The sequence below is a fragment of the Massilia frigida genome (assembly GCF_011682175.1).
Classification (GTDB): Bacteria; Pseudomonadota; Gammaproteobacteria; order Burkholderiales; family Burkholderiaceae_D; genus Telluria_A; species Telluria_A frigida.
In genome coordinates this window covers 1-19,500 of record NZ_WHJG01000008.1, presented here as the reverse complement: position 1 = coordinate 19,500, position 19,500 = coordinate 1, and the positions used below count along the sequence as shown (strand labels likewise).

Genomic DNA, 19,500 nt, shown 5'->3' with positions numbered 1-19,500 from the left:
TGCACGCAGCGCCAGTGGCGGGCGCTTTTAATGCGGCACTTATGTACCCCCGCTTGCCGTTTCCGGGCGCACGGGAGCGCGGTGATTGACGGTTTCTGAATCGTGTATCGCACATTTCACAATTCAATTTGTGCCTGCACTCAATCATGCCGCTGACCGTTCAGGCGTTACAGACGTTGTTGGGAAGACGCTTACGCCGCTTGCCGCGTCAGCGCCGTTACCTTGAGCGCGGCCACCTCGGCCTCGCTGCGCCGCTAGCGCGCCAGCAGATCGGCACTCACCATATGCAGGGGCGTCGGCCCTGGCCGTCGATCCGGTGCATCGCAAGGATAGCGGCCCAGCTTCGTCGCGCACAGGCACCCGCGATGACGGCGTCAGGCGCCTCCTCGTACTTGAGGGGGGCGGGAGGTCACGCGCCAAGGTGCACGCGGCGAACGTAGGCCGGGCCGGCGTCGCCGTCACGCACGAGCGGTACATTGGCACCTTGACCTCTAGCACGACCGGCAGTCGCCGGAATTAGTCGAGGCAGTTTCCACCGCCAAATTTTACTCAGGAAAAAATTGTGCCTGGACGTTCCGTGCACTGTGCGACACGCGTACAACTTCCATGCCGCTTTGAGTCGGACGGTAAAAAATAGCGTAATGCTGATATGGAAAGCTTCTCAAGTCGGGCATGAGGTCAACCCGTACACGCCCTAGTTCGGGCCGTTGGGCCAGCAGCTTGAATTTTTTATTCAGCCCGTCAATGAACGCATCCGCGTGAATGACGCTGTCTTGCGTGATGAAATCCCAGATCGCGCCGAGGTCGATGCGGGCGTGCGGGGGGACAACGATGGCGGGCATCTACGCACCATTTTCCACCTTGGCCGCGCGCCGCGCACGTCCGGAGCGCTTGATTTCATCGGGATCCCAATCAACAACGGGGCCACTATCCAAGCCATCGTGGATATCCTGACGGAGCTGATCAAGCTTCGCAATTTGTACTTGGTCGCTCTCACTCATGAGTCGCAGTGCATCGTTAACGACCTCGCTCGCTGATGCGTACAAGCCAGAAGCCAACTTTGCTCGCACCATTTCTTCAAATTGCGGCGCCAAGACTATCTTCATGCTCATTCGGCTCTCCCGATATTTCAGCTCAATTACAGTGCTAGAGGTTTGACCAAGTATTCACGATTTAGTTCGCGAAAACGAAAGGACGATCAGTCGGACATGAGTCGAAAACATGCAGTACAGCGAATGATTGTAGTGGCCTGCCCAACAGGAATCGAACCTGTGACCCTCAGCTTAGAAGGCTGATGCTCTATCCAACTGAGCTATGGGCAGTCTGTCGCGGGGAGGAAGCCTCGCGGAAATGAAAACGGGCCGTCAAATGAATGACAGCCCGTCTTTTAACTTGGTCGGAGTACAAGGATTCGAACCTTGGACCCCCTGGTCCCAAACCAGGTGCGCTACCGGACTGCGCCACACTCCGAAGACGTTATTATACGTCGGGGGACGCGTAAACGTCAACGGCACATCGTGAAGTTTTCCGTGAAATGTTGAAGCCCGGAAAACTCTACCTCAATGTCCTCGCGCTACTCACCTGCGCGGCCATCCATGCGGCCGCGCCCTCCCCCTTCGCTGCTGCCTGTTTACGCCGGAACCTTGTTGGCAATCCGGCGCGCGGTCGATTCGGCGACCTGGGCACTCTTCGCTTCCACCATCACGCGGATCAGCGGCTCGGTACCGGAGGCGCGGATCAGCACGCGGCCGGTATCGCCCAGTTCCGCTTCCACGGCTTCCTTCTCGGCCACCATGTCGGGATGCTTGGTCCAGTCGAAGCCGGACGGCACGCGCACATTGATCAGCGTCTGTGGATACAAGGTCAGTTCCTTGCAGCACTTGTCCAGGCTCTTGCCGCTGCGCTTGAGCGCCGACAGCACTTGCAGCGCGGACACGATACCGTCGCCGGTAGTATGCTTGTCCAGTGCCAGCAAGTGGCCCGAACCTTCGCCGCCGAACAGCCAGCCGTTTTCCTTCATCACTTCCAGCACGTAGCGGTCGCCCACCTTGGCGCGCGCAAAACCAATGCCGAGTTCCTTGAACGCCACTTCCAGCGCCATATTCGTCATCAGGGTACCCACCGCGCCGGCAACCGGGCCGGTCATCATGCGGTCGCGCACCATCACATACAGCAGCTCGTCGCCGTTGTAGATGCGGCCGGCGCCGTCGCACATGACCAGGCGGTCGGCGTCGCCGTCGAGCGCGATGCCGAGGTCGGCGCGGTGTTCGAGCACGGCCGCCGCCATGGCTTTCGGTGCGGTCGCGCCGAAGCCGTCGTTGATGTTAAAGCCGTTCGGCTTGTTGCCGATGGCGATGACTTCCGCGCCCAGCTCGTGGAACACGTGTGGTGCGATGTGATACGCCGCGCCGTGTGCGCAGTCGAGCACGATGCGCAGGCCGCGCAGGTCGAGCTCGTTCGGGAAGGTGCTCTTGCAAAATTCGATGTAACGGCCCTTGGCATCTTCCAGGCGCTTGGCGCGGCCCAGCTTTTCGGCCGGCACGCATTCCATCGGCTGGTCGATCATGGTTTCAATTTCGTGCTCGACCGCATCCGGCAGCTTGGTGCCATGCTCGGAAAAGAACTTGATGCCGTTATCCTGGAACGGGTTGTGCGACGCGGAAATCACCACGCCGGCCGACAGGCGCAGCGCGCGCGTCAGGTAGGCCACGGCCGGGGTCGGCATCGGGCCGGCCAGCATCACGTCCACGCCGGCGGCATTGAAGCCCGCTTCCAGCGCCGATTCAAGCATGTAACCGGAAATACGGGTGTCCTTGCCGATCAGGACCGTCGGGCGGCCGGAGGCGGCGTTGGTTTTCGCCAGGACTTTACCTGCGGCGTAGCCAAGGCGCATCACGAAATCAGGGGTGATCGGCGCCACGCCAACCAGCCCACGCACACCGTCGGTACCGAAATATTTACGTGCCATGTTTTCTCTTTTGCTCAATGAATTAATGAATTAATGAATGGTGGCAGCTTGCCACACTGTGAGTGCATCTACCGTTTCAGTTACATCATGGACGCGCACGATGCGCGCGCCCTGCGCCACCGCAGCCAGTGCGCCCGCGAGGCTGCCGGCCAGGCGCTGCTCGACCGGCTTGCCGGTCACGGCGCCGATCATCGATTTGCGCGACACGCCCGCCAGCGCGGGCAGCCCCAGTTCCCGCTGCATGTTGCCAATATTGCGCAACAAGGCATAGTTGTGCTCCACCGTCTTGCCGAATCCAAAACCCGGATCGATGCAGATGCGCTGGCGCTCGATGCCGATGGCCAGCATGGCCTCGACCCGTTCGCGCAGGAAATCGGTGACCTCGCGCACCACGTCGCCGTAGACAGGCTCCTGCTGCATGGTCTGCGGCGTGCTCTGCATGTGCATCACGCATAGCGCGCAATCGCTGCCCGCCACCGCCTCCAGCGCGCCGGGCGCCCGGAACGCATTGATGTCGTTGATCATGTCGACCCCCGCCAGGATCGCCTCGCGCATCACTTCGGGCTTGTAGGTATCGATCGACAAGGGTTTGCCGAGGTCGCGCAGCGCGTACAGCACCGGCATCACCCGGCGCAATTCCTCGTCGAGCGCCAGGCCGGGCGCGCCCGGGCGGCTCGATTCGCCGCCGATATCGATCAGGTCCACGCCTTCGCTCACCATTTCCTCGGCGCGCGAGAGCGCAAACTCAAGCGATTGGAACCGTCCGCCATCGGAAAACGAATCAGGCGTGACGTTGAGGATGCCCATGACCAGGGGTTTGGCCGCCAGGTCGAAGCCAAAGCGGCCGCATTGAAAATATTGTCGCATTCCGTTTACATCGCATTGTTAATTGATCGACCATAAAAAATGCCGTTCAGTCTTGTCTGAACGGCATTATATACAACCCTGCAAGAACCGGAGAAATTTACGCCGGTGCTGTCGCGTTCGGTGAAACCCCGCCCGAACCGCTGTCGCCCGGAGGCGGCGTGCGCTTGGTCAGGACACCCGACTTCGGCTCGCGCGGCTCATGCCCGGCCATGATGTCGTTGATCTGGTCGGCGTCGATGGTTTCCCAGTCGAGCAGCGCGCGGGTCATTTTTTCGACCTTGTCGCGGTTCTCTTCCAGCAGGCGGCGCGAGAGCGCGTACTGCGTGTCGAGAATCGAACGGATTTCCGCGTCAACCTTTTGCTGGGTCGCCTCGGAAATGGTCTTGGTGGCACCGCCGAAGAAACCTTCGTTCTCGCTATCCTCGTAGACCATCACGCCCATGCTGTCGCTCATGCCGAAACGCGTCACCATCGAGCGCGCCAGTTTGGTGGCACGCGAGAAGTCGTTCGACGCGCCGGTCGACATTTGACCGACGAACAGTTCTTCGGCGATACGGCCACCGAACAGGATCGAGATTTCTTCCAGCATCTTGTCCTTGTAGCCGGACAGGACGTCATGTTCAGGCAACTGCCAGGTCAGGCCCAGGGCATAGCCGCGCGGCATGATCGTGACCTTGTGCACCGGATCGGCCTTCGGCAACAGCTTGGCGATGACGGCGTGGCCAGACTCGTGGTAAGCGGTGTTGCGGCGCTCTTCTTCGCGCATGACCATCGATTTCCGCTCGGGACCCATGTAGATCTTGTCCTTGGCATCTTCGAAGTCGCTCATTTCCACCAGGCGCTTGCTGCGGCGTGCGGCGAACAGGGCTGCTTCGTTGACCAGGTTGGCCAGGTCGGCGCCCGAGAAGCCAGGCGTACCGCGTGCCAGGATGTCGGCCTTGACGTCGGCGCCGATAGGCACCTTGCGCATGTGCACATTGAGAATCTGTTCGCGGCCGCGGATGTCCGGCAAGCCAACCATGACCTGGCGGTCGAAACGGCCCGGACGCAGCAGCGCCTTGTCGAGCACGTCGGCGCGGTTGGTGGCGGCCACCACGATCACGCCGGAGCTGGCTTCAAAACCGTCCATCTCGACCAGCAACTGGTTCAAGGTCTGTTCGCGCTCGTCGTTACCGCCGCCCATGCCGGCGCCACGATGACGGCCGACCGCGTCGATCTCGTCGATGAAGATGATGCAGGGCGAGTGTTTCTTGGCGTTTTCGAACATGTCGCGCACGCGGCTCGCGCCCACGCCGACGAACATTTCAACGAAGTCCGAACCGGAAATCGAGAAGAACGGGACCTTGGCTTCGCCGGCAATGGCGCGTGCCAGCAGGGTTTTACCGGTACCCGGAGGGCCCACCATCAGCACGCCGCGCGGAATGCGTCCGCCCAGCTTCTGGAACTTGGTCGGATCCTTGAGGAAGTCGACGATTTCGTTGACTTCTTCTTTCGCTTCGTCGCAACCGGCGACGTCGGCGAAAGTGACGGTGTTGTTGGTTTCATCCATCATGCGTGCTTTGGACTTGCCGAACGAGAAAGCGCCGCCCTTGCCGCCGCCCTGCATCTGGCGCATGAAGAAGACCCAGACGCCGATCAGCAACAGGAACGGGAACCAGGAAATGAACACGGTGGTCAGGAACGATGGATCTTCAGGCGGTTTGATGTCGAAATGCACATTCGCATCGCGCAAGTCCGATACCAGGCCGCGGTCGAGCATGGACGCGGTGGCGCGCACCTTGGTGTCATCCGAGCGCGTCGCGGTGATGTTCTGCCCTTCGATGACCACATCCTTGATGCGGCGGGCCTTGACCTCATCGAGCAGTTCGGAATAAGGGATGGACTTGCTGCCGCCGGCAGCGCTGTGGTTGTCAAACTGCCTGAACAGCATGAACAACAGCAGGGCAACAACTACCCAGATGGCGGATTTTGAAAACATATTATTCACGAAAACTCCTTCGATGCAGGCGCATCTTTTTACCAATTTTAGAACGCCGATTTTACTCGCAATAAGCAGGCGGTGCCACGCACGCCCCGCTGCCGGGCTGAAAAACTACTGAAAAGCCATGAACATTAGGCAATTCTTACCCAATTTCCATGTCTTTTGCGGCTTTCCTTGGCTGATGTGCGGCTAAACCCGTCAAATATCAAGGGGAGATTCTTCTTCCAGCGCGGTATTCTTGTCGGTAGGATTTTTCAAGCCCTTGCCAACGAGGAAAATTTCCGACGATTTGTCGCGGCTCGCCTTCGGCTTGATCTGCTTGACCACCTTGAACTCGGCCCGGAACTTCTCCACGATCTGGCTGAAACCCATGTCTTTAAAGCATTTCACGACCAGGGCGCCGGACGGTTTCATGTGGAATTGCGAAAATTCGATGGCCAGGTCGATCAGGTGCTCCATGCGGGCCGAATCGGCCGTGGGGATGCCCGACAGGTTCGGTGCCATGTCCGACAGCACCAGGTCGCATTTGCGGCCAGCCAGGATCGTGTCGAGCTGGCGCAGGATGCGCGCCTCGCGGAAGTCGCCCAGGATGAAGTGCATGTCGGCGATCGGCTCCATCGGCAGCATGTCGAGGCCGATGATGGTGCCGTTGATGCCGCCGCCATCCTTGCCGGCCAGCTTACGCCGGACGTACTGGCCCCAGCTGCCCGGGGTGCAGCCGAGGTCGACGATGACCTGGCCGGATTTGATCAGCTTCTCGCTCTCGTCGATTTCCTTGAGCTTGTAGGCGGCGCGTGCACGGTAACCCTCTTTCTGCGCTAACTTCACGTAGGGGTCGTTTATGTGGTCGTGCAACCAGTTTTTGTTTAATTTGTTCTTTGCCATTCGCGTAGAATACTGCTTTTAAAGGATTAACTAAAAATATTATGCAAAAACTTACCCCCGTCGAGCGCAGTGCACTGCGCGCTGAAGCGCATGCGCTCAAGCCTGTCGTCATCATCGGCGAAGCGGGCCTGACGCCAGCCGTGATCAAAGAGATCTCGGCCAGCCTCGACTCGCACGGCCTGATCAAGGTCCGCGTGTTCGGCGACGATCGCGCCATGCGCTCAGAAATCTACGAGAACATTTGTACCGAGCTCGATGCGGCTCCGGTACAACACATCGGCAAACTGCTGGTCATTTACCGTCCCAAAGTGGAAGTGGTAAAGGAACGCAGCGGCAAGTCGGGTAAAGGAATGCGCGAAGTTACCATTGTTAAAGCGAGCGCAAGCGGTACCAAGCGTCCGTCCGTGACCAAGGTGATGATCAAGGGTAATGAGCGTGTGACGGAAGGCGGCTCCATCAAGCGCGCCAAGCCGCGCCAGTCCAGCCCCAAGAAAGGCGCGCTGGGAAAATAATCCCCGCGTTGCAAATCCACGTCGTTCCCGCGCAGGCGGGAACGACCAGATTGTGGCCGAGACGGTAGAAGCGGCATTGCTACGGCCCGGGGTTCTTGAACACCAGCACCCCCGCCAGCACGCTCTGAATCAGATACAACACCATCGACACCCCGTGCAGCATGCCGAACTGCTTGCGCGCGGCCGGCTCCATCACGCCGCCAGGCGCCGCTTCCTTCAGCGCCGCCATCATCGGCCCCAGTCCCAGGCTGCTGACCGCCAGCAGCACCAGCATCGCGGCCACCACCAGCATCAGCAAGCGCTTGCGCTGCGCGTCGACATCCTTCGCCAGCGCCAGCAGCACCAGCAAACCCACGCCGCACACCAGCGACACCATCGCCGCGCTCCTGAACATGCTGCCCGCGATCGTCCCGGCCAGCACGCTGTCGGACAGGGTGCGGAACAAGGTCGGGGCCACCAGGTAACCCACCGTCCACAAGCTGCCCGCCCACGCGGTCACGAGCAGCAGGCGGGCCCGCCCCAGCAGCATCAGATGTACTTGACTTCGAGGATTTCGTATTCGCGCGGGCCCGATGGCGCCTGCACTTCGACCACGTCGCCGGCGTACTTGCCAATCAGCGCGCGCGCGATCGGCGAGGTGACCGACACTTTATTGAGCTTGAGGTCCGCTTCGTCCAGGCCCACGATCTGGTAGGTCACCTTGGTGCCGTTGTCCAGGTCTTCCAGGTCGACGGTCGCGGCGAACACCACGCGCCCTTCGGCGTCCAGGGTGGTCGGGTCGATGATCTGCGCGGCGCCCAATTTACCTTCCAGCTCCGCAATGCGGCCTTCGACGAAAGCCTGGCGCTCCTTGGCGGCGTCGTATTCGGCGTTCTCGGACAAATCGCCATGCGAGCGCGCCTCGGCGATCGCGTCGATCACAATGCGGCGCTCTTTGGTCTTGAGCTGGTGCAGCTCGTCCTTGAGCAGTTCGGCGCCGTATTTGGTAAGTGGAACTGATGTGTTCATGTCGTATTCGCGTTTCTACTGAAAAGTGAAAACCACAGGGCACGCGCCGGAAAATGCTCCCGGCGCGCGCCCTGTGGTCAAGAGGTACTGCGTGCTGCTTAGTTTAAGGTTTTATGAAGGCCTTGTAAATCGTACACGCGCAACTCGTCGAGATGACGCATGCCTTCGACCGCAGCCTCCGCACCCGCTATTGTAGTGTATGTCGTCACGCGCGAGGCCAAAGCCGAAATCCGGATCTGGCGCGAGTCGACAATCGCACTGCGTTTTTCTTCGACCGTGTTGATCACCAGCGCGATCTCGTGGTTCTTGATCATGTCGACCACGTGCGGACGGCCTTCGATCATCTTGTTCACGGCCTGGCACGGAATGCCCGCCGCCGTGATCACCGCCGCCGTGCCCTTGGTCGCCACGACCTGGAAGCCCATCGAATGCAAATCGCGCGCCACTTTCACCGCGCGCGGCTTGTCGGAACCCTTCACCGACAGGAATACCTTGCCCGATTCAGGCAGCTTGACGCCGGCACCCATCTGCGACTTGACGAAGGCTTCGCCGAAGGTCATGCCCACGCCCATGACTTCACCGGTGGACTTCATCTCGGGTCCGAGAATGGTGTCCACGCCCGGGAACTTCACGAACGGGAACACGGCTTCCTTCACGCTGTAGAACGGCGGGATGACTTCCTTGGTGATGCCCTGCGATTCGAGCGTCTGGCCAACCATGCAGCGCGCCGCGATCTTGGCCAGCTGCAGGCCGGTGGCCTTGGACACGAACGGCACCGTGCGCGAGGCACGCGGGTTCACTTCCAGCACGAACACGGTGTCCGTCATGACGCCATCGACGTCGGTCTTCTGGATCGCGAACTGCACGTTCATCAGGCCGACCACGTTCAAGCCCTTGGCCATCAGCGAGGTCTGGCGCTTGAGTTCATCGATGGTCTCTTGCGAGAGCGAATACGGCGGCAGCGAACAGGCCGAGTCGCCCGAGTGCACGCCAGCCTGCTCGATGTGCTCCATCACGCCGCCGATGAAGGTGGTGACGCCGTCCGAGATGCAGTCGACGTCGACTTCAATCGCGTCGTTCAGGAAGCGGTCCAGCAGTACCGGCGAATCGTGCGATACCTTGACCGCTTCGCGCATGTAGCGCTCTAGGTCGCGCTGTTCGTGGACGATTTCCATCGCCCGGCCGCCCAGCACATACGATGGACGCACCACCAGCGGGTAGCCGATCTCCTGCGCCAGCGCCAGTGCTTCCGGCTCGGTGCGCGCAGTGCGGTTAGGCGGCTGGCGCAAGCCCATTTTCTGCAGCATCTGCTGGAAGCGTTCGCGGTCTTCGGCCGCGTCGATCATGTCGGGCGAGGTGCCGATGATCGGCACGCCGTTCGCTTCCAGGTCGAGCGCGAGCTTCAATGGCGTCTGGCCGCCGTACTGCACGATCACGCCGACCGGTTTTTCGATGGCGACGATTTCCAGCACGTCTTCCAGGGTCAGCGACTCGAAGTACAGGCGGTCCGAGGTATCGTAGTCGGTCGACACGGTTTCGGGGTTGCAGTTGACCATGATGGTCTCGTAGCCGTCTTCGCGCATCGCCAGCGCCGCGTGCACGCAGCAGTAATCGAATTCGATACCCTGGCCGATGCGGTTCGGGCCACCGCCCAGCACCATGATCTTTTTCTTGTCGCTCGGGTTGGACTCGCACTCTTCATCGTAGGTCGAGTACATGTACGCGGTGTCGGTCGAAAATTCGGCCGCGCAGGTGTCGACCCGCTTGTACACCGGACGGATACCCATCGCATGGCGCGTCTCGCGCACGACCTTGTCGGTGGTGTGCAGCAGGAAGGCCAGGCGGCGGTCCGAGAAGCCTTTTTGCTTCAGCTTGTACAGGGTCGGCTTGTCGATCGCTTCCAGGGTCTGGTTATCCAGCCACAGTTCGATGTCGACGATTTCCTTGATCTGCACCAGGAACCACGGATCGATGTGGGTCAGCTGGTGCACTTCTTCCAGCGTGAAGCCCTGGGCAAAGGCGTCGCCCACGTACCAGATGCGGTCCGGACCCGGTTCGCCCAGTTCTTCTTCGATCTTTTCGCGGTCGCGCGTTTTTTCGTTCAGGCCATCGACGCCCACTTCCAGGCCGCGCAGGGCCTTCTGGAACGATTCCTGGAAGGTGCGGCCGATCGCCATGACTTCACCGACGGACTTCATCTGGGTGGTCAGGTGATGGTCGGCAGCCGGGAATTTTTCGAACGTGAAGCGCGGGATCTTGACCACGACGTAGTCGATCGACGGCTCGAACGAGGCTGGCGTGGCGCCGCCGGTGATTTCGTTGCGCAGTTCGTCGAGCGTGAAGCCCACGGCCAGCTTGGCGGCGATCTTGGCGATCGGGAAACCGGTCGCTTTCGAGGCCAATGCCGACGAACGCGAGACGCGCGGATTCATTTCGATGACGATCATGCGCCCGTCAGCCGGGTTGATCGCGAACTGCACGTTCGAGCCGCCCGTGTCGACGCCGATCTCGCGCAGCACCGCGAGCGACGCGTTACGCATGATCTGGTATTCCTTGTCGGTCAGCGTCTGCGCCGGCGCCACGGTAATCGAGTCGCCCGTGTGCACGCCCATGGCGTCCAGGTTTTCGATCGAGCAGATGATGATGCAGTTGTCCGCCTTGTCGCGCACCACTTCCATCTCGTACTCTTTCCAGCCGATCAGGGACTCTTCGATCAGCAGTTCCTTGGTCGGCGACGCTTCCAGGCCGCGCTTGCAGATGGTCTCGAATTCTTCTTCGTTGTAGGCGATGCCGCCGCCCGTGCCGCCCATGGTGAACGAGGGGCGGATGATGGTCGGGAAGCCCATTTCGCGCTGCACCGCCCACGATTCTTCCATCGAGTGCGCCACGCCGGAACGCGCCGAACCGAGACCGATCTTGGTCATCGCTTGCTTGAACTTGGAGCGGTCTTCGGCCTTGTCGATGGCTTCCGGCGAGGCGCCGATCAGCTCCACGTTGTACTGTTTCAGCACGCCGTTGTTGTGCAGGTCGAGCGCGCAATTGAGCGCGGTCTGGCCGCCCATGGTCGGCAGGATCGCGTCAGGGCGCTCCTTGGCGATGATGCGCTCGACGACTTTCCAGGTGATCGGCTCGATGTAGGTCACGTCCGCCATTTCCGGGTCGGTCATGATGGTCGCCGGGTTGCTGTTGACGAGGATGACCTTGTAGCCCTCCTCGCGCAGCGCCTTGCACGCCTGGGCGCCGGAATAATCGAACTCGCAAGCCTGGCCGATGATGATCGGGCCTGCGCCAATAATCAGAATACTTTTAATGTCACTACGCTTTGGCATTGGGCTCTTTCTACAATTCGTTTTTCTCAGCGGCTTGCATCATGCTGATGAAGCGGTCAAACAGGTAAGCTACGTCGTTCGGGCCTGGCGATGCTTCAGGGTGGCCCTGGAAGCAGAAGGCCGGCTTGTCGGTGCGGGCGAAGCCCTGCAGCGAGCCGTCGAACAGCGACACGTGGGTCACGCGGCAGTTGGCCGGCAGGGTTTGCGCGTCGACCGCGAAACCGTGGTTCTGCGAGGTGATCATCACCTTGCGCGAATCGAGATCCTGCACCGGGTGGTTGGCGCCGTGGTGGCCGAACTTCATCTTGAGCGTGCGCGCGCCGGAAGCGAGCGCCATGATCTGGTGACCCAGGCAGATGCCGAAGGTCGGGATGCCGCGCTCGATCAGCTCGCGGCTGGCCGCGATCGCGTAGTCGCACGGCTCCGGGTCGCCCGGGCCATTGGCCAGGAAGATCCCGTCCGGGTTCAGCGCCAGCGCATCGGCGGCGCTGGACTGGGCCGGCAACACCGTGACCTTGCAGCCACGTTCGGTCAGCATGCGCAGGATGTTGCGCTTGACGCCGAAGTCGAACGCGACCACGTGGAATTGGGGGGCCGCCAAGGCGTCGGCCAGCTTGCCGTAGCCTTCGCCCAGCTTCCATTCGGTCTCTGTGAACTCGTAGGCGGCGGTGGTCGAGACCACCTTGGCCAGGTCCATGCCGGCCAGGCCAGGGAACGAGCGCGCCAGTTCCAGTGCCTGCACCTGCGAAGGCTCGTTACCCTGGGTGCCGACCAAAATGGCGCCGCCCTGCGCGCCTTTTTCGCGCAGCAGGCGCGTCAGCTTGCGGGTATCGATACCGGAGATGGCGACGATGTTTTCGGCCTTGAGGTAATCGGACAGCGACTGGGTCGAACGGAAGTTCGATGCCAGCAGCGGCAGGTCACGGATGATCAACCCTGCGGCGTGGACCTTGCTTGCCTCGACGTCTTCCGGATTGACGCCCGTGTTGCCGATGTGCGGATAGGTCAGCGTGACAAGCTGGCGCGAGTAGCTGGGATCGGTCAGGATTTCCTGGTAACCGGTCATGGCCGTGTTGAACACGACTTCCCCGGTGGTATGGCCGGCGGCGCCAATGGAAAAACCTTTAAATATCGTTCCATCGGCGAGAGCCAGGATGGCTGGAACGGCGGGGCCAGAAAAAAATGGCGGCAAGGGCAACTCCTGATAAAGTTACCGTAGCTGCGCCACGTCAGACCGACGACCATGGTTTCCCGGTGCGCTTGCGCTCAGGGGGATGGTGTCATTTTGAATGAGGGATGGTGGGTAGTCGCTACGGTAGGTGTATGAATGGCTAAACCTCCAAATTATAGCGCAACCCGGCCTTTCCGGCAATCGCCGACTAGCCTCATTGCGGCCCTTTTCGCGCTTTTACTGGACATCGCCCACCGTCCTCTATACATTTATTACAGCATCCTCAGGCAAACATTTACCAGGAAATGTGATTATGTCTACGTTTGGAAGAGATACGCCGATGGAGCGCCCCAATCCGGGCGGGCGGGCAGCCGTGTTCGTGCCCAAGGTGAGCGCCGACGATGCGGTCAAGGAGAAGCTCAAGAATGGTTCGGGAATGGTGGGCTTCGGTAACAGCGATGGCTCGGTCACCGTCTACTTCGAGAATAACCGCTTCAACGATTCGTCCCTGCATAAATGGGCAAGCAAGGTGTGGAAATCGTACGGCAGGATGGTCGAGCTCTCGCCGACTGTCAACAAGCTGGTGTGCGACGCCAGCAACCTGACCCAGGTCGGCTTCGTCCAGGGTCCGGAAATCGAGGTGCGCGACATGCCGCTGCTGCTGGAATGGCTGGAACGCACCAGCGCCGCCGATTCGGCGCCGGAAGGCCCGCTGATCCACGCCTGACCCGGCGCCGCCGGATTGCTGAAACAAAAAACAACACTTACAGACCGAGTTCGCTCAGCCCCGGATGATCGTCCGGGCGGCGGCCCAGGGGCCAGTGGAACTTGCGCTCCCGCTCACTGATCGGCAAGTCGTTGATGCTGGCATGGCGCAGCGCCATCAAGCCGTGCTCGTCGAACTCCCAGTTTTCGTTGCCGTAGGAGCGGAACCAGTTGCCGGCATCGTCGCGCCACTCGTAGGCAAAGCGCACGGCAATGCGGTTTCCGCCGAAGGCCCACAATTCCTTGATCAGCCGGTAGTCGAGCTCGCGCACCCATTTGCGCGTCAGCAGCCCGGCGATCGCCTCGCGACCGGTGACGAATTCGGCGCGGTTACGCCAGCGGCTGTCGGCGGTGTAGGCCAGCGCCACGCGCGCCGGATCGCGCGAATTCCAGCCATCTTCGGCCAGGCGCACTTTTAGGGTGGCCGCGTCGTGCGTAAAGGGTGGCAATGGAGGGCGGTGTTCAGAAGCGCTCATGGGGCTCTTTCTCGAATCAAAACGACAAGATACGCGATTGCCGGCGTAATCACCCGCATCAGGCAGTACCGAAAAACCGGATCAGCGCCCTCGCGGGCGCGCACAGCCATGCCCGCCGCTGATATGTAAGCAAGCAAAAACAACAGTTTATAAATACAGTTCCATTTGGCAATTTAAGTTGGATTATAATATCAAACATGCATGTCCTGCCGGCCGCGTTACGGCCGGGGCAACGCGTCAGCAGGCCCAAATCACCATGGTGAAGCGGGCCTGTTTTCATTTACCGCTCTGATAATAGGTCTTCCGTGAACTTACGTCTCTCCTCCGCCGCGCTGGTCGCCTGCCTCGCCATCCTCACCGGCTGCATGACGCCGCCACAAACGCCGGTCGCCCTGGCCCCGCAAGCCTTCGTTGCGCCCGCCAACAACTATGGCGTCGTCATGACCGCACTGCCGGTGGTCGATACCCAGTTTCCTGGCGCGGATTGCCTGTTGTGCATGGCTGCGGCCTCGCTCATGAACTCATCCCTGACCAGCCACATCAAGACGCTGCCTTACGAAGAGTTGCCGCAATTGCCAGCCCAGGTTGCAACCGTCCTCAAACAGCGCGGCGCCAACGTCACCATGATCGAGAAAATCGATTTCTCCGCCCTGCCCGACAATGGCAAGGCTGCTCCCGGATTCACGCGCAAGGACATGTCCGGCCTGAAAGCCAGCCACAAGATCGACAAGCTGCTGGTGATCAGCCTGAGCATGGTTGGCGTTGAGCGCACCTTCGCATCGTACATCCCGACCAGCGACCCGAAAGCGAAAATCGCCGGTGCCGCCTACATCGTCAACCTGACCGACAATTCCTACGAATGGTACGTGCCGCTGAACGTGCAAAAGGCTGCCGATGGTAAATGGGATGAACCGCCGACCTTCCCTGGCGTGTCGAATGCGTATTTCCAGGTGCTGGAAATGACCAAGGACCAGATCATCAAGCCCTTGTCCAATTAAGCCATTCACTTTTCTGAAAGACCAGCCCCGATGATACGTTTCGCCCGCCGCCTGCCACGCCCCCACCTCGTTTCCGCCTGCCTGGCGCTGTGCGCGGGCGTGGGCCTTTCCCTGCCATGGCAAGCGGTGCAGGCCGGGGAAGTGCCGGCCCAGGCCGGCCTGGCCGCAAGCGATGCGACGGCGCAGCGCGTGGGCCTGCGCCTTCCGGCCGCCGACAAGGTGGAGTTTCATGGGGCGGTCAATTTCGACAAGGCTGGCGGGGCCGGCGGCGGCGCAGTGATGTACCCCGCTCCCGGCCTGGTCGGCCTGCTGGCCGCTGTCGCCACGCATGCCATCGTGTCGGGCACCATGCGCGACGCTGAAAAGGAACGCATCCGCACCAAGGCGGACAAAGTCCTCGTCCCCTACCAGGGCGTGCTGGATGCCTATCACCACCAGGAACTGATGCAAGCCTCGCTGACGCACATGAAGAGCGGCGGCGCCAAGCAGATCATCGCGCAGGCGGCCGCGCCCGCTCCGGGCGACATCATGGTCGACAGCGTGCCGCTGTTTTACCTGACACAAGACCACCAGGCGCTGATTCTCGACAACGCCATTTCGATCAAGACGGCGGGCCGCGCCACGCCCTACGAGACCATCATCCGCATCGTCTCGCCTGAGCGCGGTGGCGAGGCTGGGCCGGATGTGTGGCTCGGCGACAATGCCGGCATGCTCAAGTGGGAAAGTGCGCGCATGTACGCGCAAGCGCTCGATATTGCGCTAGCGGACATGGCGACGCCCACCGCGCCGGCGCTGCCGTACAAAACCGTGCGCTACAACGAAGGTGCGAGCGAGCGCATGGAGCGCGCGCAGCTGGTCAGCGAAAGCTGCGACTACCTGGTCTTGCGCACCCTGCGCGGCAATCTGATGGCGGTGCCGCGCAAGGCGGAAGCGCAAGCGGCCTGCGGCGCTGCCGCCGCGCCAGCCGCCACGCCTGCCGGCTAAGCGGCAGCGCCAGGTCCAGGGTCCGCGCGCACTGGCGGACCGGCCCTCTCAGGCCAGGGCGGCGATGCCGGCCTTGGCAATCTGCGCATCCTGGTCCGACTTCACGCCCGACACGCCCACGGCGCCGATCACGTGACCGTCGACGATCACCGGCACGCCCCCCTCCAGCATCCCTTCCACGAACGGCACCGTCAGGAACGCCGTGCGGCCGTTATTGATGATGTCTTCATAGACCTTGCTCTCGCGCCGGCCCAGGGCCGCCGTCTTGGCCTTGGATGGGGCGATGTGCGAGGACAGCGGCGCGGCGCCATCGAGGCGTTGCAGCGACAGCAGGTGGCCACCGTCATCGACGATGGCGATGGTGACCGCCCAGTTGTTGGCGATGGCTTCAGCTTGTGCGGCGGCAGCGATTTTTTGGACGTCGGCGAAGTTCAGGTACGGTTTCGATGGCATGTTCAATCCCAGGTAAATAGATGCGGCAGATTTTACGGCAAACGCAGGCGCTGCCGATATCGGAACGGCTATAACGCTTATGAGTGCTGGAGCGCCTTGAGCTTGGCTTTGATCTGCGGCATCATCGCCGCGGCCGCCTGCTCGCCCGCCATGATGGCACGGTTGCGGCCGGCAAAGTCGTTGCTGCCCATCTTTGCCAGCGCTGGCGAGATGACGATGTCGGCATCCTTGAGCTCGTAATGATTGAGGCGCTGCCCCATGATGGCGAAGGTCTGCATCAGCACTTCCAGCGAGCTGACGGCCGCCTGCGCGTCGGTCTGGCTCGAAATATTGACGGCGATAATGAAATCGGCGCCCATTTCACGCACGAAGCGCACCGGCACCGGTGCCACCAGGCCGCCATCGACATACGAACGGTCGCCGATGCGCACCGGCTGGAACACGCTCGGCACGGACGAGGATGCACGCACCGCCTGCCCCGTGTTACCGCGCCGGAACAGGATCGGCTGGCCGTTGTTCAGGTCGGTCGCGACGGCGCCGAACTGGATCTTGAGCTTTTCGATCGGCACGTTCTTGACGGCCTTGTTCACGTAATTTTGCAAGGCTTCTCCCTTGAGCACGCCCGAGGACTTGCCGAACAGCGGCATGGCCCAGTCGGAAATTTCGGCCTCATCCATCTCCATGGCGGTCTTTTGCAGTGCGAAGCCATCGTTGCCGGCCGCATACATGGCGCCGACCACGCTGCCGGCGCTGGTGCCGACCACGATTTCCGGGTAGATCCCCTGTGCTTCGAGCGCCTTGATCACGCCGATATGGGCAAATCCGCGCGCGGCGCCGCCACCCAGGGCCAGGCCGATGCGGATCTTCTTGGGCAGCGCGGCGGCGGCCGGTTGCAGCACGGCGGCCGGTTTGGCCGCAGGAGGGGTGGGGTTGCTGCCGCAGCCGGCGAGCAGCACAGCGAGGGCAATCAGGGAACGGCGTTTGGTAAACATAGTGGTCGTCAAAGAAGCGAAGACCACGATTGTACCTGCTCGCGGTCACCTGGGGCCGCCGCCAGGCAAGCCGTCGCTGGCGCTGGCGGCGATTGCCGGATGGATAAAGTGGCATAATTGTTCATACCAACATAGAAAGCCGGCAATGATCAGCAGCGACAGCGAACTCACCCACGTCAAGATTGTCCGTTCGCAGCAATACTTCAACAAGCTGAGCCTATTTTTCTACGATGCGCTGCTCTACGGCGTGATTTCCAAATATGCCTGGGGATGCTCGATTGCCCGGCTCGATGCGCATTACCGCAAGCACATCAGCGCCAATCATCTGGAAGTCGGGGTCGGCACCGGGTTCCTTCTCAAGCGCGCGCCGCTGGTGCCCACGGCGCGCCTGGCGCTGATGGACCTGAGTGCCGAGTGCCTGGCCAAGACGCTGCCCAAGGTGGCGCGCTACCGGCCGGAAACGTACGTGCAGAACATCCTGGAGCCGGTGAAGCACGCGGTCGCGCCCTTCGATTCGATCAGCATCAATTATGTGCTGCACTGCGTGCCGGGCAGCCTGGACCAGAAAAGCATCGCCCTCACCCATCTGGCGGCCCTGCTGGCGCCGGGCGGACGCCTGTTCGGCACCACGGTGCTGTCGGAAGGCGTGCGCAAGAACCTGCTGGCGCGGCCGTTCATGTGGCTGATGAACGCGCTCGGCGTATTCAACAACCAGCGCGACAACGCACGTGCGCTGGAAGATTACCTGCGCGCGCATTTCAAGGTGGTCGAGTTCAGCGTGGAAGGGGTGACGGCGATCTTCGCGGTCGAAACCAAGTCGACCTGATGGAAATTGCTTGGGGAAGGCGATCAGCTCGACAAGATTGCCTTGGGCAGTATCACTCACCGCCCAAGGCAACATCAGCATGCAAGCGTTGGTTTAGAAGCTGATTGTCTCGCCGGTATTACCCTTGATCATGCGAACTTCTTCAATGGCGACCGATCCCGCGCCGATAAACGCATTGGCGCTGCCAAGCGACCCGTTCGTGCCGGTTGCCGATCCACTTGCGGAGGACCGTGCCAGCACCTCGATGGTATTCACGCCGGAGCTGAGACCCGGCGCCACGAAATTAAATGCGTTGGCGTTCAGCGTTTTCAAGATGAGCTGCAGCTCCTCCGGGTCGGCGCAAGTCACCGCGCCGGTTGTCAAATCCGCCTTACAGTTCAGGCCTGAAAACCTGGCCTTGAGCGTCTGCACGCGGTCGCAGAACACGATGCCATCGCCAGTCGTGTTGGTGGCATCCTGACCGGTCGAGGGCTGAGCGTAACTGACCGCGCCAGAGGGAGCGGTAATCTTCACTTTCACGCGAACGGTTCCCCGCGCTTCCGCCGTATCCAGGGAACCATTGACGCTTTTTACCGTCGTATCGGTCACGATGCCGCATTGAAGTGATGCATTGATAAACAGGTCTTTTTGATTAGCCGTCTTGAGCTGCTGCATTAAAATGCTTGTCCAGCCGTCGCTGCCCTTGCCCGCACAGCCGCCGGCGTCAGTGCTATTGCATGGTGGCAAAACGGTAAGCGACGTATATGCAAACGTCGCTTTTGCCGCTGGCGTCGACTGCGCGGAGGCATTGATGCTGATCAGTCCCGCCAATAATCCAACAACGATTGCCGCGGTTTTCAAGTGAATACGCTGTTTGCTTTGCTTATTCATTATCACTCCAATTTTCAAATTAAAGTTTCAAAATGGAATGCATTTATCAAAATGCATTCCATCAACACCGCTCATCGAAATTCCACTTCGGCATGAACAGTTAAAGAACTTTATGTGTATTGGATAATGTGAACTTTGATTTTTCATAAGATTTCAAACATGGCAATAATTTTCATGTGTAAATCAACCGTCAACGTCTAAGGCAATGCTATTTCCTGAATCCGTGTTCCAGCCCATGCAATAGTTGATCAAGTCATTGATTGCAAAGTAAAATATTGCATTTCCTGTTTTCACCCGACTGATCATGCCACGCTTTGAAGTCAAGCAATCGCGCAACCTGGAATTAACCTCGCACGCCGGGCTCGGCCTGATTGGCCAATGCTTTGAGGCCGCCCAAGTCGAGGCAGTTCTCGAT

19 protein-coding genes and 2 tRNA genes are annotated in these 19,500 nt (G+C 60.7%); 5 read left to right on the top strand and 16 right to left on the bottom strand.

Annotation, left to right across the window (positions count from 1 at the left end; translation table 11 throughout):
* Positions 1 to 545: 545 nt before the first annotated feature.
* The 8 genes from F2P44_RS10170 to F2P44_RS10135 form a co-directional block, all read right to left on the bottom strand.
* On the bottom strand, positions 546 to 842 hold the full coding sequence (locus F2P44_RS10170) for a type II toxin-antitoxin system RelE/ParE family toxin (protein ID WP_167086593.1): 297 nt from the start codon (positions 840 to 842) through the stop codon (positions 546 to 548).
* Entirely contained in the window at positions 843 to 1,112 is a 270-nt protein-coding gene (locus F2P44_RS10165; RefSeq protein ID WP_167086592.1) for a type II toxin-antitoxin system ParD family antitoxin, read from the bottom strand. It abuts the gene before it with no gap.
* A gap of 133 nt (positions 1,113 to 1,245) precedes the next feature.
* Positions 1,246 to 1,322 (bottom strand) — tRNA-Arg (locus tag F2P44_RS10160).
* Positions 1,323 to 1,393: 71 nt separating this feature from the next.
* A tRNA-Pro gene (locus F2P44_RS10155) sits at positions 1,394 to 1,470 on the bottom strand.
* 160 nt (positions 1,471 to 1,630) lie between these two features.
* A complete protein-coding gene (gene glmM / locus F2P44_RS10150; protein ID WP_167086591.1) occupies positions 1,631 to 2,968 on the bottom strand; it encodes a phosphoglucosamine mutase in 1,338 nt (445 codons plus the stop codon).
* Between the two features lie 30 nt (positions 2,969 to 2,998).
* Positions 2,999 to 3,835, bottom strand: a complete 837-nt coding sequence (gene folP / locus F2P44_RS10145; RefSeq protein ID WP_167086590.1) for a dihydropteroate synthase — start codon at positions 3,833 to 3,835, stop codon at positions 2,999 to 3,001.
* A 97-nt stretch (positions 3,836 to 3,932) separates the two neighbouring features.
* Positions 3,933 to 5,822 (bottom strand): ATP-dependent zinc metalloprotease FtsH, encoded by a 1,890-nt coding sequence (ftsH, locus tag F2P44_RS10140; RefSeq protein WP_167086589.1) that lies wholly within the window; start codon positions 5,820 to 5,822, stop codon positions 3,933 to 3,935.
* A 192-nt stretch (positions 5,823 to 6,014) separates the two neighbouring features.
* Complete coding sequence (locus tag F2P44_RS10135; protein ID WP_099880503.1) at positions 6,015 to 6,701, bottom strand: RlmE family RNA methyltransferase; 687 nt, start codon at positions 6,699 to 6,701, stop codon at positions 6,015 to 6,017.
* 41 nt (positions 6,702 to 6,742) lie between these two features.
* Between F2P44_RS10135 and F2P44_RS10130 the strand changes: the two genes are divergently transcribed.
* Positions 6,743 to 7,213 carry a YhbY family RNA-binding protein gene (locus F2P44_RS10130; protein ID WP_167086588.1) on the top strand — a complete coding sequence of 157 codons (471 nt, stop codon included), beginning with the start codon at positions 6,743 to 6,745 and terminating at the stop codon, positions 7,211 to 7,213.
* Between the two features lie 79 nt (positions 7,214 to 7,292).
* Here F2P44_RS10130 and F2P44_RS10125 read toward each other — a convergent pair whose 3' ends face one another.
* The 4 genes from F2P44_RS10125 to carA form a co-directional block, all read right to left on the bottom strand.
* Entirely contained in the window at positions 7,293 to 7,742 is a 450-nt protein-coding gene (locus F2P44_RS10125; RefSeq protein ID WP_167086587.1) for a DUF4149 domain-containing protein, read from the bottom strand.
* Positions 7,742 to 8,221, bottom strand: a complete 480-nt coding sequence (gene greA / locus F2P44_RS10120; protein ID WP_167086586.1) for a transcription elongation factor GreA — start codon at positions 8,219 to 8,221, stop codon at positions 7,742 to 7,744. The genes F2P44_RS10125 and greA overlap by 1 nt, the downstream gene beginning before the upstream one ends.
* Before the next feature lie 98 nt (positions 8,222 to 8,319).
* On the bottom strand, positions 8,320 to 11,550 hold the full coding sequence (gene carB / locus F2P44_RS10115; RefSeq protein WP_167086585.1) for a carbamoyl-phosphate synthase large subunit: 3,231 nt from the start codon (positions 11,548 to 11,550) through the stop codon (positions 8,320 to 8,322).
* A 10-nt stretch (positions 11,551 to 11,560) separates the two neighbouring features.
* Positions 11,561 to 12,742 carry a glutamine-hydrolyzing carbamoyl-phosphate synthase small subunit gene (gene carA, locus F2P44_RS10110; protein ID WP_167086584.1) on the bottom strand — a complete coding sequence of 394 codons (1,182 nt, stop codon included), beginning with the start codon at positions 12,740 to 12,742 and terminating at the stop codon, positions 11,561 to 11,563.
* Positions 12,743 to 13,034: 292 nt separating this feature from the next.
* On the opposite strand from carA, the gene F2P44_RS10105 reads away from it, so the two are divergent.
* Positions 13,035 to 13,448: a hypothetical protein gene (locus F2P44_RS10105; protein ID WP_167086583.1), complete on the top strand. Its 414-nt coding sequence runs from the start codon at positions 13,035 to 13,037 to the stop codon at positions 13,446 to 13,448.
* Between the two features lie 37 nt (positions 13,449 to 13,485).
* Here the strand turns inward: F2P44_RS10105 and F2P44_RS10100 are convergent, their stop codons facing one another.
* Positions 13,486 to 13,962 (bottom strand): nuclear transport factor 2 family protein, encoded by a 477-nt coding sequence (locus F2P44_RS10100; protein ID WP_167086582.1) that lies wholly within the window; start codon positions 13,960 to 13,962, stop codon positions 13,486 to 13,488.
* A 305-nt stretch (positions 13,963 to 14,267) separates the two neighbouring features.
* On the opposite strand from F2P44_RS10100, the gene F2P44_RS10095 reads away from it, so the two are divergent.
* Positions 14,268 to 14,960, top strand: a complete 693-nt coding sequence (locus tag F2P44_RS10095; protein WP_223165018.1) for a YajG family lipoprotein — start codon at positions 14,268 to 14,270, stop codon at positions 14,958 to 14,960.
* A 30-nt stretch (positions 14,961 to 14,990) separates the two neighbouring features.
* Positions 14,991 to 15,944 carry a hypothetical protein gene (locus F2P44_RS10090; protein WP_167086581.1) on the top strand — a complete coding sequence of 318 codons (954 nt, stop codon included), beginning with the start codon at positions 14,991 to 14,993 and terminating at the stop codon, positions 15,942 to 15,944.
* Positions 15,945 to 15,992: 48 nt separating this feature from the next.
* On the opposite strand, the gene F2P44_RS10085 is transcribed toward F2P44_RS10090, so the two are convergent.
* Positions 15,993 to 16,397 (bottom strand): heme-binding protein, encoded by a 405-nt coding sequence (locus F2P44_RS10085; protein WP_167086580.1) that lies wholly within the window; start codon positions 16,395 to 16,397, stop codon positions 15,993 to 15,995.
* 77 nt (positions 16,398 to 16,474) lie between these two features.
* Complete coding sequence (locus F2P44_RS10080) at positions 16,475 to 17,389, bottom strand: patatin-like phospholipase family protein (RefSeq protein WP_167086579.1); 915 nt, start codon at positions 17,387 to 17,389, stop codon at positions 16,475 to 16,477.
* A gap of 145 nt (positions 17,390 to 17,534) precedes the next feature.
* Here F2P44_RS10080 and F2P44_RS10075 point away from each other — a divergent pair, with 145 nt between their 5' ends.
* A complete protein-coding gene (locus F2P44_RS10075; protein ID WP_167086578.1) occupies positions 17,535 to 18,215 on the top strand; it encodes a class I SAM-dependent methyltransferase in 681 nt (226 codons plus the stop codon).
* Between the two features lie 93 nt (positions 18,216 to 18,308).
* Here the strand turns inward: F2P44_RS10075 and F2P44_RS10070 are convergent, their stop codons facing one another.
* The gene (locus tag F2P44_RS10070) at positions 18,309 to 19,085 is read right to left on the bottom strand and encodes a hypothetical protein (protein WP_167086577.1); all 777 of its coding nucleotides are present in this window, start codon (positions 19,083 to 19,085) and stop codon (positions 18,309 to 18,311) included.
* Positions 19,086 to 19,500: the final 415 nt, after the last annotated feature.